The 17,077-nt window shown below is 43.2% G+C and carries 10 protein-coding genes; 9 read left to right on the top strand and 1 reads right to left on the bottom strand.

The features are described 5' to 3' along the window. Positions 1 to 144: 144 nt before the first annotated feature. From rplJ to AK824_RS11560, 5 genes are all read left to right on the top strand, one after another. On the top strand, positions 145 to 672 hold the full coding sequence (gene rplJ / locus AK824_RS11580; RefSeq protein WP_057761724.1) for a 50S ribosomal protein L10: 528 nt from the start codon (positions 145 to 147) through the stop codon (positions 670 to 672). A gap of 120 nt (positions 673 to 792) precedes the next feature. Further along, a complete protein-coding gene (gene rplL / locus AK824_RS11575) occupies positions 793 to 1,164 on the top strand; it encodes a 50S ribosomal protein L7/L12 (protein ID WP_057761722.1) in 372 nt (123 codons plus the stop codon). 764 nt (positions 1,165 to 1,928) lie between these two features. After that, the gene (rpoB, locus tag AK824_RS11570; RefSeq protein ID WP_057761720.1) at positions 1,929 to 6,047 is read left to right on the top strand and encodes a DNA-directed RNA polymerase subunit beta; all 4,119 of its coding nucleotides are present in this window, start codon (positions 1,929 to 1,931) and stop codon (positions 6,045 to 6,047) included. Positions 6,048 to 6,198: 151 nt separating this feature from the next. Further along, a complete protein-coding gene (gene rpoC / locus AK824_RS11565; RefSeq protein ID WP_057761718.1) occupies positions 6,199 to 10,416 on the top strand; it encodes a DNA-directed RNA polymerase subunit beta' in 4,218 nt (1,405 codons plus the stop codon). A 167-nt stretch (positions 10,417 to 10,583) separates the two neighbouring features. Continuing rightward, positions 10,584 to 11,108 carry a DUF6586 family protein gene (locus AK824_RS11560; protein WP_057761716.1) on the top strand — a complete coding sequence of 175 codons (525 nt, stop codon included), beginning with the start codon at positions 10,584 to 10,586 and terminating at the stop codon, positions 11,106 to 11,108. A 160-nt stretch (positions 11,109 to 11,268) separates the two neighbouring features. On the opposite strand, the gene AK824_RS11555 is transcribed toward AK824_RS11560, so the two are convergent. After that, on the bottom strand, positions 11,269 to 13,905 hold the full coding sequence (locus AK824_RS11555; RefSeq protein WP_057761714.1) for a penicillin-binding protein 1A: 2,637 nt from the start codon (positions 13,903 to 13,905) through the stop codon (positions 11,269 to 11,271). Between the two features lie 193 nt (positions 13,906 to 14,098). On the opposite strand from AK824_RS11555, the gene pilM reads away from it, so the two are divergent. From pilM to AK824_RS11535, 4 genes are read left to right on the top strand one after another with little or no spacing between them, the layout of a single operon-like run. After that, positions 14,099 to 15,154, top strand: coding sequence for a type IV pilus assembly protein PilM (gene pilM, locus AK824_RS11550; RefSeq protein WP_057761712.1), 1,056 nt, complete (start codon positions 14,099 to 14,101; stop codon positions 15,152 to 15,154). Continuing rightward, a complete protein-coding gene (locus tag AK824_RS11545; protein WP_057761710.1) occupies positions 15,154 to 15,807 on the top strand; it encodes a PilN domain-containing protein in 654 nt (217 codons plus the stop codon). Before pilM ends, AK824_RS11545 begins: the two co-directional genes overlap by 1 nt. Then, positions 15,804 to 16,529 carry a type IV pilus inner membrane component PilO gene (locus tag AK824_RS11540; protein ID WP_057761708.1) on the top strand — a complete coding sequence of 242 codons (726 nt, stop codon included), beginning with the start codon at positions 15,804 to 15,806 and terminating at the stop codon, positions 16,527 to 16,529. Before AK824_RS11545 ends, AK824_RS11540 begins: the two co-directional genes overlap by 4 nt. Then, positions 16,529 to 17,062 (top strand): pilus assembly protein PilP, encoded by a 534-nt coding sequence (locus AK824_RS11535; RefSeq protein ID WP_057761705.1) that lies wholly within the window; start codon positions 16,529 to 16,531, stop codon positions 17,060 to 17,062. The genes AK824_RS11540 and AK824_RS11535 overlap by 1 nt, the downstream gene beginning before the upstream one ends. The last annotated feature ends 15 nt before the right edge of the window (positions 17,063 to 17,077 follow it).

Here is a 17,077-nt window from a genome sequence, read left to right as displayed (position 1 = left end):
TACCAGTAGATGCTTTTTTTATTAATTGAATCCGTTGGTAATGTGTCGTATCAAGTCAGTCTTAGCTTACAGTTTGAGCGCATAAAAACCTTGTTTTTGGCACTTTTATTATAAGTCGATTGATAAGATTAAAGGAGTCAACTTATGGCATTAACGCTAGAACAAAAACAACAAGTTGTGGCTGAAGTGTCTGAAGTTGCTGCTAATGCTTACTCAGCAGTAGCTGCCGAATATCACGGTATTGGTGTTGCACAGCTTACTAAGCTGCGCGAACAAGCTCGTGATAAAGGTGTTGTTTTGAAAGTGGTAAAAAATACACTAGCAAAACGCGCTTTTGAAGGCACTAAGTTTGAGAGCATGTCAGACCGTATGACTGGTCCACTACTTTTGGCTTTCTCTATGGAAGATTTGGGATCTGCTGCTCGAGTCGTTTTCGACTTCAGCAAAGATAACAAAGCTTTAGAGACCAAATTAGTATCAGTCGGTGGTGAAGTTTATGGTCCAGAAGAGCTAGAGCGCGTATCGAAGCTACCAACTCGCGACGAAGCAATCTCTATCTTGATGGCTACTATGAATGCACCAGTGACCAAGCTTGTCCAGACTATGAACGCTGTTCCTGGCAAGTTCGTTCGCACTGTAGCGGCAATCAAAGACGCAAAAGAAGCTGCTTAATTGCTTGTTTTAACGTAACTTTAACATCGCTAATTTTGGTTGCATTTTATTGTCACATTAGGCAAGCAACCAAGGCGATATTAGAATCAATTAATTTTTATCAGATAACGGAGAGTTCTCATGGCACTATCTAAAGATGACGTGTTAAATGCAATCGCTGAAATGTCAGTAATGGATATCGTTGAGTTAATCAGCGACATGGAAGAAAAATTCGGCGTAACAGCTGCTGTTGCTGCTGCACCTGCTGCTGCTGGTCCTGCTGCTGCTGCTGCTGAAGAAAAAGACGAGTTTGACGTAGTTCTTGCCAGCTTTGGCGAGAAGAAAGTTGGCGTAATTAAAGCCGTACGTGAAGCTACTGGTCTTGGCCTAAAAGAAGCGAAAGATTTGGTTGAAAGCGCTCCAGCTCCAATCAAAGAAGGCGCATCTAAAGCTGAAGCTGAAGAGTTGAAAAAGAAACTTGAAGAAGCTGGTGCAACTGTTGAACTAAAATAAGTTTAACACTGTACGAAAAAAAGCTGGTAATGCCTTGCATTGCCAGCTTTTTTTTACTATAATTCGTAGCTTGACCTTTTGTGTCTGCCAACATACGTATGCAACATCACGGTGGATACCCATCAAAAGGACAGACGATATACATGCAAGCACACATGCCAGTTTTTGAAATCAGTTAATATGAGCTAAACGTCTGTAGATGTTTGGCATTTTTTTGTGTCTGCATGCTTTCCTATCAACACTATAGTTTATACTGATTCTAAAAGTTATAGTTACCCCGATTATTAATCCTGAAAAAAGCGGTATTCTTAAAACAGCTGTTGATCATAAGTTGCCTACTTGGTGTGGCATGACTGTCGATATTTAGTCTCATAGACAGTTTGTATGTGTAGGGAACATAGTTCGGTAATAAGTAGTCTAGATGGCAAGTGGTATGGATGTAATCTTAATAGACATTATTTCCTAGCAATGTATTTGTAAATTATGCCTGATAGGCAATGCGTTATAGATTATATAATATTGAATTTTTTGGTTGCAACAGTCATATAGACTGATTCACTTACCATGAATCTAGCAAGCAACGACGAGATTAAGTGAAGTGTGCTAGGTAAGCACTGAAGAGTAAAGTAGTAATTGACAGAAAAGACATGAACTGAACACGAAGACCCGTTTTATATTATCGTTTACGTCGCCACGTTTGCATCGTATTTATGCATACTGGCCACGCTTTTAATTTGTTTCCACGTTTACTGTAAGGACTCTCGATGGCATATTCTTATACTGAAAAAAAGCGTATTCGCAAAAGTTTTGCTGAATTGCCCACTGTAATGGACGTTCCCTATTTACTGTCTATTCAAGTAGATTCTTACGAGCAATTTTTGCAAGAGCACAAAAAGCCAAAAGCTCGTGAGAATACTGGTTTGCAAGCTGCGTATTCCTCTATTTTCCCAATTGAGAGTCACTCTGGTAACGCTGAGTTGCAATTTGTTGAGTACTATTTAGGCACGCCTGAATTTGATGAGCGTGAGTGTATCTTACGTGGTTCAACGTTTGCGGCGCCGATGCGTGTCAAAATCCGTTTGATCATCAAAGACAAAGACAGCAAAGACAAAGATAGCAAAGCTGCTATCAAAGATATCCGCGAGCAAAGCGTCTATATGGGCGAGATGCCTTTGATGACTGCTAACGGTACCTTTATCATCAATGGTACTGAGCGTGTTATCGTCTCTCAGCTACATCGTTCACCTGGTGTATTCTTTGATCATGATAAAGGTAAATCGCATTCAAGTGGTAAAGTGCTTTATAACGCACGCATTATTCCTTACCGTGGTTCATGGTTAGACTTTGAATTTGATGCAAAAGATTTAGTATTTGCTCGTATTGACCGTCGCCGTAAATTACTTGCGTCAATCATTCTACGCGCACTTGGTCTAACAACTTCTGAAATCCTAGATTTATTCTTTGATAAAGTGGCTGTTTATAAAGGCGAAGAGCAGTTTGAAATTGATTTAGTTGCTGATCGTCTACGTGGCGAAATGGCTCAGTTTGATATCGTATCACCTGAAGGTGACGTTATTGTAGAGCAGGGCAAACGTATCAATGCACGCCGTATCCGTCAGCTTGAAGAAGCAGGTATGACGAAGATTGCTGTGCCTGATGAGTATCTGTACGAGCGTATTTTAGCCGAAGACATCGTTGTTAATGACGAAATCATCGCTAAAGCAAACACGCCAATCGACCATGAGTTATTGGTAAAATTGAACTCATTTGAAGCCAGTGGTGCCATCAAAGAGTTCAGCATTCTATTCACGAATGATATCGACCAAGGTAGTTATATTGCCGATACGCTACGTGCTGATAGCACCTCAAGTCGTGAAGAAGCGTTGATCGAAATCTACAAAGTCATGCGTCCAGGTGAGCCACCAACGGTTGAGACTGCTGAGAAACTGTTCGAAAGCATGTTCTTCAACGCAGATCGTTATGACTTGTCAAACGTTGGCCGTATGAAGTTCAACCGTCGTCTTGGTTTAGAATTTGACAACACTGATGATCCTGATGTACAGCGTGAACGCAGTGTATTGACCAACGACGATATCGTTAACGTTTTAAAAGAGCTTATCGAGATTCGTAATGGTCGCGGTGATGTCGATGATATTGACCATCTTGGTAACCGTCGTATTCGTTCAGTAGGCGAGATGGCAGAAAACCAATTCCGTGTTGGTCTAGTACGTGTTGAGCGTGCTGTAAAAGAGCGTTTAAGCTCAGCAGAATCAGACAACCTGTCACCACAAGATTTGATTAACTCTAAGCCAGTAGCGGCTGCGGTTAAAGAATTCTTTGGTTCAAGTCAGTTGTCACAGTTTATGGATCAGAACAACCCGTTGTCTGAAGTTACCCATAAGCGCCGTGTATCAGCGTTAGGACCTGGTGGTCTAACTCGTGAACGTGCAGGCTTTGAAGTACGTGACGTACATGATACGCATTATGGCCGTGTATGTCCTATTGAGACTCCTGAAGGTCCAAACATTGGTCTAATCAACTCACTAGCGACATTTGCTAAAACCAACAGCTTTGGCTTCTTAGAAACGCCTTATCGCCGTGTGGTTGATGGTAAAGTGACTGACGTTATTGAGTATCTATCAGCAATCGAAGAAGTAGGTACTGTCATTGCACAGGCTGATTCTCCGATGACTGAAGATGGCGCGTTATCTGACGAGATGGTCAGTGTACGTAGCTATGGTGAATTTGTTCGTATGCCGCCAGAAAAGGTGACGCATATGGATGTATCACCAAGTCAGGTAGTATCGGTTGCAGCAGGCTTGATTCCGTTCCTAGAGCATGATGATGCTAACCGTGCCTTGATGGGCTCGAACATGCAGCGTCAGGCTGTTCCTACGCTACGTGCTGATAAGCCGTTAGTAGGTACTGGTATGGAGCGTCACGTTGCTCGTGACTCTGGTGTTTGTGTTATCGCTAAGCGTGGGGGTGTGATTGAAGATGTTGATGCATCACGTATCGTTGTTCGTGTCAACGAGGACGAGATGACTGCTGGTGAAGCGGGTATCGATATCTATAACTTGATCAAATACACGCGCTCTAACCAAAACACTTGTATCAACCAACGTATCATCGTTAACCAAGGTGACGAGATTGCTTTGGGTGATATCTTGGCTGATGGTCCTTCAACGGATCTTGGTGAGCTAGCACTAGGTCAGAATATCCGCATCGCATTTATGCCGTGGAATGGTTACAACTTCGAAGATTCAATCTTGCTATCTGAAAAAGTAGTTAAAGAAGATCGTTTCACTACGATTCATATCCAAGAATTGACTTGTGTGGCTCGTGATACCAAGCTAGGTACAGAAGAGATCACTGCTGATATTCCAAACGTTGGTGAAGCAGCACTATCAAGTCTTGATGAAGCAGGTATCGTCTATATCGGTGCTGAAGTTGACGCTGGTGATATTCTAGTTGGTAAAGTGACGCCAAAAGGTGAAACGCAACTAACGCCAGAAGAGAAACTACTACGGGCTATCTTTGGCGAAAAAGCGGCTGACGTAAAAGACACTTCACTACGCGTACCAACTTCAAGTAAAGGTACGGTTATTGATGTACAGGTCTTCACCCGTGATGGCGTTGAAAAAGACGCACGCGCAAGAGCGATTGAAAAATCGCAGCTTGATAGCTATCGCAAAGATTTGAAAGAAGAGCTACGTATCTTTGAAGAAGCAGCACGTGGTCGTATTGGTAATCTATTAGATGGCCAAAAAGTCAGCGGCGGTGCTGGTCTAAAAGCTGGTACAGTTATGGCATTGGCTGATATGAAAGATATGAGCCTTGAGACGTTGCTTGATATCCAACCAGTAGAAGAAGAAATCTCTGAGCGTCTAACGCAAATCGCTGATTACTTGGTTGATAAGCAGAAAGACATCGATGTGAAGTTTGCTGAGAAAAAACGCAAATTGACTGCTGGTGATGACTTACAACATGGCGTACAAAAAATCGTTAAAGTATATCTAGCGGTTAAGCGTCGTATTCAGCCTGGTGATAAGATGGCTGGTCGTCATGGTAACAAAGGTGTTGTATCGCGCATCATGCCAGTTGAAGACATGCCTTATGATGAAAATGGTAATACCGTTGACATCGTATTGAACCCACTTGGTGTACCATCTCGTATGAACATCGGTCAGGTTCTAGAGACGCATTTGGGTATGGCAGCGAAAGGGTTGGGCGAGAAGATTGACGGTATGCTCAAATCTCAAGCAGCAATCAAAGAGCTACGTGACTTCTTGGACAAAATCTATAACCAAGTAGGCGGTGAGCAAGTTGATCTTGATAGCTTGAGTGATGATGACATCATGGCGCTAGCAGACAACTTACGTGGCGGTGTACCGATGGGCACAGCAGTATTTGACGGCGCAAGAGAAAGCCAAGTTAAAGACTTGCTCGAGCTTGCTGGTATGGATCGCGATGGTCAGCAGACGTTATATGATGGTCGTACAGGTCAGAAGTTTGACCGTAAAGTAACCGTTGGTTACATGTACATGCTCAAGCTTAACCATTTGGTTGATGACAAAATGCATGCGCGTTCAACCGGTTCTTATTCTCTAGTAACGCAGCAGCCATTGGGTGGTAAAGCTCAGTTTGGTGGTCAGCGCTTCGGTGAGATGGAAGTGTGGGCACTAGAAGCATACGGCGCGACTTACACGTTGCAAGAAATGCTAACAGTGAAGTCGGATGACGTTGAAGGCCGTACTCGTATGTACAAAAACATCGTTGATGGTGAGCAGTATATGGATCCAGGCATGCCTGAGTCGTTCAACGTACTGACCAAAGAAATCAAATCACTGGGTATTAATATTGAGTTAAAACAAAGCAACTAGCCCGTTGTTTAACTTAGTTGTCCACTAAAGGCAGTCTGCTTTATTGCTGCTGCTTTTAGTGATTTGTCTCAACCCTATTCATTGCCTTCATTCATCTTATCTGCGTCAATGGTACGCTGTCAGATGATTATAAAGATAACGGAGAAGCAACTTGAAAGATTTACTCGATATCATGCAAAGCCCTACCGGCAACGGTAACCAAGAGTTTGATAGCATTCAAATTACTTTAGCCTCACCTGACGTTATTAAGTCATGGTCACACGGCGAAGTAAAAAAGCCTGAAACCATTAACTATCGCACGTTTAAGCCTGAGCGTGATGGTCTTTTTTGTGCCAAAATCTTTGGCCCAGTAAAAGATTTCGAATGTTTATGTGGTAAATATAAGCGCCGTAAGTTCCAAGGCGTTATCTGTGAAAAATGTGGTGTCGAAGTTACCACTGCTAAAGTTCGTCGTGATCGCATGGGTCATATCGATCTAGCCAGTCCAGTTGCGCATATTTGGTTCTTAAAATCATTACCAAGCCGCATCGGTCTATTATTAGACATGACACTACGTGATATCGAGCGCGTTCTATATTTCGAAAGCTACATCGTTACTGAGCCTGGTCTAACTAGCTTAGAAAAGTACCAGTTGCTTGATGATGAAGATTATTACAAAGCGCTTGAAGAGTTTGGTGACGAATTCACAGCCAAGATGGGTGCTGAAGCCGTTCAAGACCTATTAAAAGACATCGATATCGATCTTGAAATTGATGAGCTACGTGAAGCGATTCCACAAACTGGTTCTGAGACTAAGCTTAAGAAAATGTCTAAGCGTCTCAAATTATTAGAAGCATTCCGTGATTCTAATAACAAGCCTGAGTGGATGGTAATGAACATCTTGCCAGTACTACCACCAGATTTGCGTCCTCTAGTACCGCTAGAGGGCGGCCGTTTTGCGACATCAGATCTAAACGATCTATATCGCCGCGTAATCAACCGTAACAACCGTCTTAAGCGTCTGCTTGAGCTAAGCGCACCTGATATCATCGTACGTAACGAAAAGCGTATGTTGCAAGAGTCGGTAGATGCGTTGCTTGATAACGGTCGTCGCGGTCGTGCCATCACTGGTAGTAACAAGCGTCCATTGAAATCTTTGGCAGATATGATCAAAGGTAAGCAAGGTCGTTTCCGTCAGAACTTACTTGGTAAGCGTGTCGATTACTCTGGTCGTTCGGTTATCGTTGTAGGTCCAACACTACGTCTACATCAGTGTGGTCTACCTAAGAAAATGGCACTAGAATTGTTCAAGCCATTTACTTATAACAAACTATTGTCTCATGGTTTAGCGACTACGATTAAAGCTGCCAAAAAGATGGTAGAACGTGAAGAACCACAAGTGTGGGATATGCTGGCCATGGTTATCCGTGAGCATCCAGTATTGCTTAACCGTGCACCAACACTTCACCGTTTGGGTCTACAGGCATTTGAGCCAGTATTGATCGAAGGTAAAGCCATCCAGTTGCATCCGCTTGTTTGTACTGCATTCAACGCCGATTTCGATGGTGACCAAATGGCCGTTCACGTGCCATTGACGCTAGAAGCACAGCTTGAATCACGTGCCTTGATGATGTCTACCAACAACATCTTGTCACCTGCGAACGGTGATCCGATCATCGTACCATCTCAGGATGTTGTACTAGGTCTATATTACATCAGTCGCTCGTCGATCAATGCCAAAGGCGAGAGCATGATTTTTGCTACCGTTAATGAAGCATTGCGTGCAATTGGTTCAAACGACCTACATGTAAACGCTAAAATCAAAGTGCGTGTTACTGAGACGCAAATTGACGAAGACGGTAACGAGACTAAAGAAATCAGTATCAAAGATACGGTTGCTGGTCGTCTACTTATCTGGAACATCATGCCTAAAGGTATGACGTTTGATGAGTGTAACCAAGAGATGACGAAGAAAAACATCTCTCGTTTGATCAACTCTTGCTACCGTAAAGTCGGCGTAAAAGAAAGTGTTATGTTTGCTGACCAATTGATGTATCTTGGTTTTGCTCAAGCAACGCTATCTGGCGTGTCTATCGGTATCGATGACATGGTCATTCCACCACTCAAGAAGCAAATCATCGAAGTGGCAGAAGGCGAAGTTCGCGAAATCGAAGATCAGTTCGAGCAAGGTTTCGTAACTGCTGGTGAGCGTTATAACAAAGTAGTTGATATCTGGTCACGTACCAATGACAAAGTCGCTAAAGCGATGATGGACAACTTGGCAACAGATAAAGTTATTAACGCACAAGGTGAAGAAGACGAGCAGAAGTCATTCAACTCTATCTTTATCATGTCGGATTCTGGTGCTCGTGGTAGTGCGGCTCAGATTCGTCAGTTGGCTGGTATGCGTGGTTTGATGGCTAAGCCGGATGGCTCGATTATTGAGACACCGATTAAAGCTAACTTCCGTGAAGGTTTGACAGTACTACAGTACTTCATCTCAACTCACGGTGCACGTAAAGGTCTAGCGGATACGGCACTGAAAACGGCTAACTCGGGTTACCTAACTCGTCGTCTGGTTGATGTGGCACAAGATTTGGTTATCACTAGTGATGACTGTGGTACTGAAGAAGGCCTACTCATGAAACCACATATCCAAGGTGGTGAAATCATTGAGAAGCTAGGTGAGCTAGTACTGGGTCGTGTGACTGCTCGTGATGTGACGTATAACGATGATGCTGATAAAGTATTGATTCCAGCTGGTACATTGATCGATGAGTACTGGGTTAACGTCCTTGATAACAACGCAATCGATGATATCTGGGTACGTTCAGTAATTACGTGTGATATCGAACATGGCGTATGTTCACAGTGTTATGGTCGTGACCTTGCACGTGGTCATAAAGTGAATATCGGCGAATCAGTCGGTGTTATGGCAGCTCAATCTATCGGTGAGCCGGGTACTCAGTTGACCATGCGTACGTTCCACGTGGGCGGGGCAGCGAGCTCAGCCTCTGTAGACAACAGCATCTCTGTACGTAATGCTGGTCAAGCGCACTTTGAAAATATGAAAACAGTACAGCATACCGATGGTCACTTAGTCATCGTATCGCGCTCAGCTGAAATCGCATTGACCGATGAGCTTGGCCGTGAGCGTGAGCGCTATAAAGTACCATATGGTTCAAGCGTACTTGTGAAAGACGAAGAGCAGGTTGAAGGCGGTCAAACTATCGCTAAGTGGGATCCGCATACGCATCCAATCATCACAGAATTTGCTGGTACAGCACGCTTCAGTGACATCACTGATGGTATGACTGCAACAGTAAAAGTTGATGATGCGACTGGTATGAGCTCATTTGAGATTCTAGCTACTCGTGACCGTTCAAGCTCAGCAAAAGACTTACGTCCTGCGATTATCTTGAACACTGACGAAGGCAAAGAAGTGGTTTACTTCTTACCAGCTGAAACTATCATCCGCGTAAGCGATGGTGAAAAAGTAGCAGCAGGTTCGATTCTAGGCCGTGTACCACAAGCGTCTTCTGGTACAAAAGATATTACCGGTGGTCTACCACGTGTTGCTGACTTGTTCGAAGCACGTCGTCCAAAAGATCACGCTATCATGGCAGAAATGACTGGTGTGGTTAGCTTTGGTAAAGAGACCAAAGGTAAGAACCGCTTCATTATTACTAATGAAGATGGTGAAGTACATGAAGAGCTAATCCCGAAATGGCGTCAAATCAACGTCTTTGAAAACGAGACGGTAGCACGTGGTGAAGTGATCGCTGATGGTCCACAGAACCCACATGATATCTTGCGTTTGAAAGGTCAGACTGCACTTGCTGATTATATCGTCAACGAAGTACAGGACGTTTATCGCTTGCAGGGTGTAAAAATCAACGACAAGCACATCGAAGTTATCATTCGTCAGATGTTGCGTAAAGTTGAAATCACTGACGGCGGCGATTCAAGTCACTTCAAAGGTGATCAGGTCGAGTATGCAGATATCAAAGCATTGAATGCTAAGCTAGAAGCGGAAGATAAATTCCCAGTACAGTTTGAGCGTCAATTACTAGGTATAACCAAAGCAAGTCTAGCAACTGAAAGCTTTATCTCAGCGGCATCTTTCCAGGAAACAACCCGTGTACTAACTGCGGCTGCTGTGACTGGTAAAGTGGATGAGCTACGTGGTCTGAAAGAAAACGTGGTCGTTGGTCGCTTGATCCCTGCAGGTACTGGTCTTGCTTATCATAAAGCACGTAAAGAGAAAGCAGATCAGAAGCTACAAGATAAAGATTTGAATGCAGCGTTTGATATGACTGCAAGCACTGATAGCAAAGACTTTGCAAGCTTCGACGAAGCATTTGCTCAAGAGTTAAATCAAGATAATTAATCGTATTAAGTACCTTGATTCATTCTTAATTTGATAAAAAAGCCAGCCTAAGTTGCTGGCTTTTTTGTGTGTATAAAAAACTGAGAAAGGCATGGTGCTATTATCTAAAAAAATAGTACACTGGAAAATATGCTTTAATTCACTACTTATAAAAGGATAATTAGCAAATGGCAGGTAAAACTCGCGTCGCCAAATATCAAGCAGATCGAACCAATCAAAAGTTATATTTCTGTCGTTTATCTTGCCAATCTGCAGGAAGTACCAATGATAAGCAGTTATACCAAGCACACTGTGAGACTGCTATTTTTCATTTGCATGGTGCTTTATTAGCATTTATTCAGGAGCTTAGTCATTTCTATAGCTTAAACATGACGGCGCCAACTTTGCTCGATATTGAACAAGCGCTAAGCGAGCGTACCCAAGTATCTCCTGAGATTCAGCGTTTGCAGCAACTGCAACAACAAGGCTTTATCGCCAATATAGAGCGTGCTTATCAGCGTTGTCTGTATGCAGTACCGCCAGATACTATCGTCGATGAAGCGCTAAGCAGTCATTCAGCGTCGCCAGACTTGATTGTCAATGTTGTCACTTTATCCAATCAATGGCTGCCTGATGAGACCACAATACGAGAATGGCGCAATCAGCTTTTAGAACTGATTGAACAATTGCGTGCAGGTATGGTCGAGTTCTAATAGGAAGTTCACCAGAAGATTTATTTGTTGATCGCTATTTATTGAACCATTTGAGAGTATGATTAAGTAGGGTAGGTCATAGTCTACAGCGCGTAAAAAAGGCTTATTCAGTCATTGCTGAATAAGCCTTTTTCTTATTAACTAAAAATAGTTTTGTTTTTTACTCTGGCATCGGAGGCATACTTTCAACGGGTGTCACCGTTAATGGATTTTCTGGTACGCTGTCATCACTACGATTGCTACTTGGTTTCGTTGATGGTGGAGTGCTCGTCTCCTCAGTAGGCTCTGGAACCGAAGGCTTACGCTGCTGGGTTTGAGTCTTGACTGGTTTTGCTGATTTATTGGCGCCATCATTAACTAGGATGCCATCATTAGTCATTTCTATAATGTCTTGCTGTTGCTTTCTGGATTTTGAGCGGTTATTGATAGATACCCATTGGCTTGGCGTGTCTTTGAGCTGAGCCTTCATAAAATCCATCCAGACTGGCAGCGCTGCTACACCACCGTATTCACGGCGGCCCATAGTAGATGGTTGGTCAAATCCCATCCATACTACTGTCGCATTGGTAGGATGGAACCCAGCAAACCACGCATCTTTAGCCTGATTAGTGGTACCAGTTTTGCCACCGATATCATTGCGACCTAATGCCTTTGCTCTTACCGCTGTACCGCGTTGGACTACATCGCGTAGTATATCGGCCATCTCAAAAGCGACTCTAGGTTGCAGGATGCGTGGTGCTTGTTTGGCCCTCACATATTGTACGGCTGGCGCTTTTAGGCGGTCTGACTGTGGACCTGCGTTATATACCGTTAAATCAAGCTCTTTATCTGTTGTTTCGCTAACATCATTGTTTTCTAATGATGAATTATCGGCAGTTATTTCATTAGTGCTATCATCAAGCGCTTCAATTGACTTCTCATAATCTTCAACTAAGCTGCTATTAACCTTTTCAAGTTTTTCGTTAAAGCATAGTGCACATGCTTGACGTGGATTTGCCTGAAACAACAGCTCGTTCTTATAATTGTAAATTTGTTCAATAAAGTAAGGTTGGACACGATGACCACCATTCGCGAAAGTTGAGTAAGCCGTGGCCATTTGTAAAGGGGTGGCTTGTCCTGCTCCAAGTGCTAATGACAAGGTTGTTGGTAGCTTTTCTTTATCAAGACCGAATTCATCTAATAGGTTGCGCGTACTTGAGATACCGATCGCTTGTAACAAGCGAATAGATACAAGGTTACGAGACAAATATAAACCACGACGTAAAGTGATATCACCTAAGAAACGTTCATCAGAGTTTTTCGGTTTCCAGTCACCTACTTGAATAGCTCGGTCAGACACGATGGTATCTGGACGATAACCTTTCTCTAAAGCAGCCGTATAAACAAGTGGCTTAATGGTTGAGCCAGGTTGACGCCATCCTTGCAAGGCACGGTTAAACTTACTGTGGTTAAAATCAAAGCCACCGACCAATGCATTGACAGCACCAGTCTCTGGATTCAACGAGACCAAGCTGCCTTGAATTTTAGGTATTTGACCTAGTTGCCAGTTGCCATTCGAAGTAGGTATCACACGAACGATATCGTTTTTCTTAACAACTTGACTGGCATTGCTAGGGTAATAACCAATACGGTCGGCAGAAATATATTTGCGTGCCCATTTCATACCAGACCAATTAACGGTCACTTCTTCACCAGATTGTAGGACTGCATTAAAACTACGAGAATTGACTTTAGTCACTTTGGCAGGAGACATATTGCTGTAGCGTCGGAAGTTTTCGAGAGGCTCATCATTTGCTTCAGCCCCGCGCCAACCATGGCGATGCTCATAGGCAATTAAGCCTGTTACTACTGCTGCTTCTGCATCTGTTTGTGCTTTACTATCTACTGTGAGACGTACGCGCCATCCGCCGTGCATGACTTGATCGCCATAACGTTCGACCAAAGAAGCTCGCGTCATTTCTGCCAGATAAGGCATATTTACATCGAGCTTTTCTTTATATAGGTTGATACCTATAGGGGAGTTGACCGCTTCATCATACTGAGCTTTGGTAATATAGCCAAGCTCACGCATGCGTCCAACGATCCAGTTACGGCGAGTCAATGCGCGGCTAGGATTTGCAACAGGGTTATACTTAGAAGGGGCTTTTGGTAGACCTGCTAACATCGCCATTTCAGCAATAGTTAGATTGTCTAATGACTTACTATAATATTTTTTGGCCGCAGCACGAATGCCGTAGGCACCTTCGCCTAGATAGATTTTATTGACATATAGCGTCAAAATATCATTTTTGCTCAGTTCGTCTTCGATCTTCCGCGCCAAAAACAACTCTGTTAGTTTGCGGTTTAAAGTACGTTCTGGACTTAAAAAATAGTTTTTAGCGACCTGCATCGTAATGGTAGAGCCACCGGTTTGACCATCGTCATCAGTGACTGCTTCGGTGACAGCGCGACCAAGACCTTTGATGCTAATTCCGCTATGCTGAAAGAAAGAAGCATCTTCGGCCGCTAAAAAAGCATGGGTTAAATCTTCAGGAATTTCATCAAAACTAACTGGTAAAGATAAACGATTGCCGTATTGGCCGATTAATTTATCATCACTACTATAAATCTGTAATGGCATTTCTAATTTGGCCGTTTTAATTTCTTGCGTACTAGGTAGGGTCGGCGATAGATACATGGCCATCCCATAAAAACCAATAGGTACAGCAAGTGCTAGAACAACTGCCAATGCTAGGCAAGCGATAAAGAGTCCCACCAAAAAGCGAATGAGACGAGCGGTAGCATTTATTTTGGCCATAATAAGACTTATTAGTTAGAATTTGTAGCAGACAATATTATTATACATTGAACAAAATAGGCAGGTCATAATAAATGTGTAAGTTGGCCTTAATATATTTTTAAATGCTTGAATCTATCAATTAAGTAAAGTATTGTATTGAATTATTACAAATAACTACCAGATTGTACACTTAATATAAGGTATAGAGCTAGTGAGGCTATTTACTTCCAAAAGTCGACATTTGATTGGCGTGGATATTTGTGCCACTTCAGTAAAGTTGGTTGACATACAGCGTCAGCAAGGCATGTTCCACCTAAAATCTTATGGTATTGAAAGACTACCGGAAGGTATCGTGGTTGATAAGATTCTAGTAGATACAGAAGCTGCTGGTAATATTATAACGAGCTTGGCACGACGCTGCCAAGTCGCGGGTAGCAATGCTGCGACAGCGGTTTCTGGCTCTGCGGTGATTACTAAAATCATTGATATGGATATGACACTCAGCGATGTTGAGCGTGAGGCGCAAATACGTTTGGATGCTGACCAGTATGTGCCTTATCCATTAGAAGACGTCAATCTAGATTTTGAAGTATTAGGACCGTCTTTGGTTAGTGAAGATATGGTTCAGGTGTTGCTTGCTGCCTCTCGCTCAGAGAACGTCGACCAACGTGTCGATGCTTTGGCCTTTGGTGGCTTGCAAACGAAAATTATGGATATCGAGTCTCATGCAATCGAGCGCGCGTTTGGATTGATGGTAGATAGCCTACCGAATGTACCAGAACTAGTAGCATTGGTAGATATTGGCCACAATCAGACCACATTATATATCGCTAAGAATGGCGAGTTTATTTATAGTCGTGAGCAGTTGTTTGGCGGTGCTCAGCTGACCGAGGCAATACAAAATCGCTATGGCCTATCAGCAGAAGAAGCGACATTGAGTAAACGCGAACGTACCTTACCTGATGATTATTATCCTGAAGTACTGACCCCTTTTATAGAAAATACCATTCAACAGATCACTCGCTCTTTACAGTTTTATTTCTCATCAAGTCAATATAGCAGTATCGATCATGTGGTGCTTGCAGGAGGCAGCAGTTCTATTGCAGGTCTCGCTGGTATGGCACAACAAAAGCTGGGTGTAACTGTCAGTGTTGCCAACCCTTTTACCAATATGACTATTGCGCCAAATATCGATAATGAGCAACTGGCGGTTGATGCGCCAAGCTTAATGGCTGCATGCGGTCTTGCGTTAAGGAGCTTTGACTAATGGCTCGTATTAACCTTTTACCTTGGCGACAAGAAGAGCGTGAACGTCGTAACAAAGAGTTTATGACTTTAATAGTGGCGGTGACGTTACTCACCTTGTTAGCAGCCTTTGCTTCATGGAGTTATTTCAACAATGAACTTGATGAGCAGCTTGATGCCAATGCATTAATCGAACAAGAAAACACTCGCTTAGACACCGCATTGACTGAGATTGACAGTTTAGAGCAGCGCCGTGAAGACATTATTTCACGCATGCAAGTTATTCAAGATCTACAGGGGCGACGTCCTGTACCTGTACGCTTGTGGGATGATCTCGCTAAAGCTATTCCACCAGCACTTTATCTAAATAACCTTAAACGTGAAGGTGATACGCTAACTTTGACAGGCTTAGCGGACAATCCAAACATTGTGTCCAGCCTGATTCGTAACCTTGATAACAGTAAATGGATGGGCAACTCAGCAGTAAGTAACATTCAGCAGAATATTAGCGCTTATGAGGCTGCTCCAGTCCTCAATAATACGGTTAATACTGGTGAGCAGGCGCGACCTGTTTATCCTGAAGACAGTTACGTACAGTTTGTAGTAACGACTAGAGTACAGTCGGAAACTCCGACTGCTACTGATACCGATACTGGTCTAGGAGGTGCGTTATGAAGCTTATCCGCAAAAAGAGCCTCTCTAAAACCAAAAAATCTGCTTTAAAGCCAAAAAAGCAATTCGATTTAAATGAGTTTCGCCGTAGTTTTGAGTCGCTAGATTCAGAAAATTATGGCAGTTGGCCATTACCTGTAAAGGTGACAGTGATTGGTCTTATCATCACTTTTATCGCAGCATTGTCATGGGCATTACCCATCAGCAGCAAAATTGACGAGATCAATGCGGCTGAAAGCCAACAACAAACTCTACTTGATAGCTACCGTGAAAAAGAATCTCGCGCACGTCATTTAAAAGCGTATCAAGCGCAAGTTGTCCAAATGGAAACTGAATTTAATACTTTATTAGATCAGTTGCCAAAAGATACACGTGTGTCAGAATTGGTAGAAGGTATAAACATGACAGGCGTTGGTAGTAATATCCGCTTCCAAGATATTTCAGTAGAACCTGAAATTGAAAACGAATTCTTTATTGAGCAGCCAATACGTATTGCGGCGTTAGGCGAATACCATCAGTTTGGTAGCTTTATCAGTGGCCTTGCCGCACTGCCTCGAATTATTACGATGCATGATTTTGAAGTCAGTAACCCGCAGCCTACATTAGATGTTTTGCCAGAGCTTAATCTAGTCTTGCAAACTAAGACTTATCGCTCTAAAGAAGCGGCTCCTGAAGGTGATGAAGCCGCTGCTACTGATACAAATGCAAATGCAGGAGGCAACTAATGAATATCCAAAGAATGCCTATGCTATTGGTTTTAAGTGTCGCTGTTTTATCTATGACTGGGTGTAGTGACCGTATAGGTATGGCAGAGCAAGCGATGACCGATATCCGCAACCAGCCTGCACAGCCTATTGAGCCGCCGCCTAAAGCCGAGCTGGTAGAAGATTTTGTATATAGCGCAAGCTCGCAACGTAGTCCGTTTTTACCACCGAGTTTAGTCAATGTGCAAGGCCCGACCACTCCTATAGATGGTGTACGACCAGATATCAACAGAATCAAAGAACCGCTTGAGCAGTATGAACTGTCGCAATTGGTCTTCCGAGGTGTGGTGATTTCGCCCGAAGGTCAGCGATATGCATTGATACAACGTCCTGATGGTTCGGTTGCGAGTGTTAAAGTAGGCGATTATCTTGGATTGAATGACGGCCGTATTGTTGAAATCACGCCGACCCAGGTTAACTTGATTGAAATTGTGCCAGATAGCCGCGCAGGGTTTGTAGAAAAACCCCAGTCGCTGGTATCCCCTATAAGCTAAGTCGGCAGATTTTTT

The sequence above is a fragment of the Psychrobacter sp. P11G3 genome (assembly GCF_001435845.1).
Taxonomy (GTDB): Bacteria; Pseudomonadota; Gammaproteobacteria; order Pseudomonadales; family Moraxellaceae; genus Psychrobacter.
This window is presented reverse-complemented; position numbering and strand designations above follow the sequence as displayed.

Excerpts from the sequence above, each read along its gene's own strand:
- AK824_RS11545 (WP_057761710.1), top strand. The coding sequence starts at position 15,154 with ATGGCTCGTATTAACCTTTTACCTTGGCGACAAGAAGAGCGTGAACGT.
- AK824_RS11555 (WP_057761714.1), bottom strand. The coding sequence starts at position 13,905 with ATGGCCAAAATAAATGCTACCGCTCGTCTCATTCGCTTTTTGGTGGGA.
- AK824_RS11560 (WP_057761716.1), top strand. The coding sequence starts at position 10,584 with ATGGCAGGTAAAACTCGCGTCGCCAAATATCAAGCAGATCGAACCAAT.
- AK824_RS11540 (WP_057761708.1), top strand. The coding sequence starts at position 15,804 with ATGAAGCTTATCCGCAAAAAGAGCCTCTCTAAAACCAAAAAATCTGCT.
- rplJ (WP_057761724.1), top strand. The coding sequence starts at position 145 with ATGGCATTAACGCTAGAACAAAAACAACAAGTTGTGGCTGAAGTGTCT.
- rplL (WP_057761722.1), top strand. The coding sequence starts at position 793 with ATGGCACTATCTAAAGATGACGTGTTAAATGCAATCGCTGAAATGTCA.
- AK824_RS11535 (WP_057761705.1), top strand. The coding sequence starts at position 16,529 with ATGAATATCCAAAGAATGCCTATGCTATTGGTTTTAAGTGTCGCTGTT.
- rpoB (WP_057761720.1), top strand. The coding sequence starts at position 1,929 with ATGGCATATTCTTATACTGAAAAAAAGCGTATTCGCAAAAGTTTTGCT.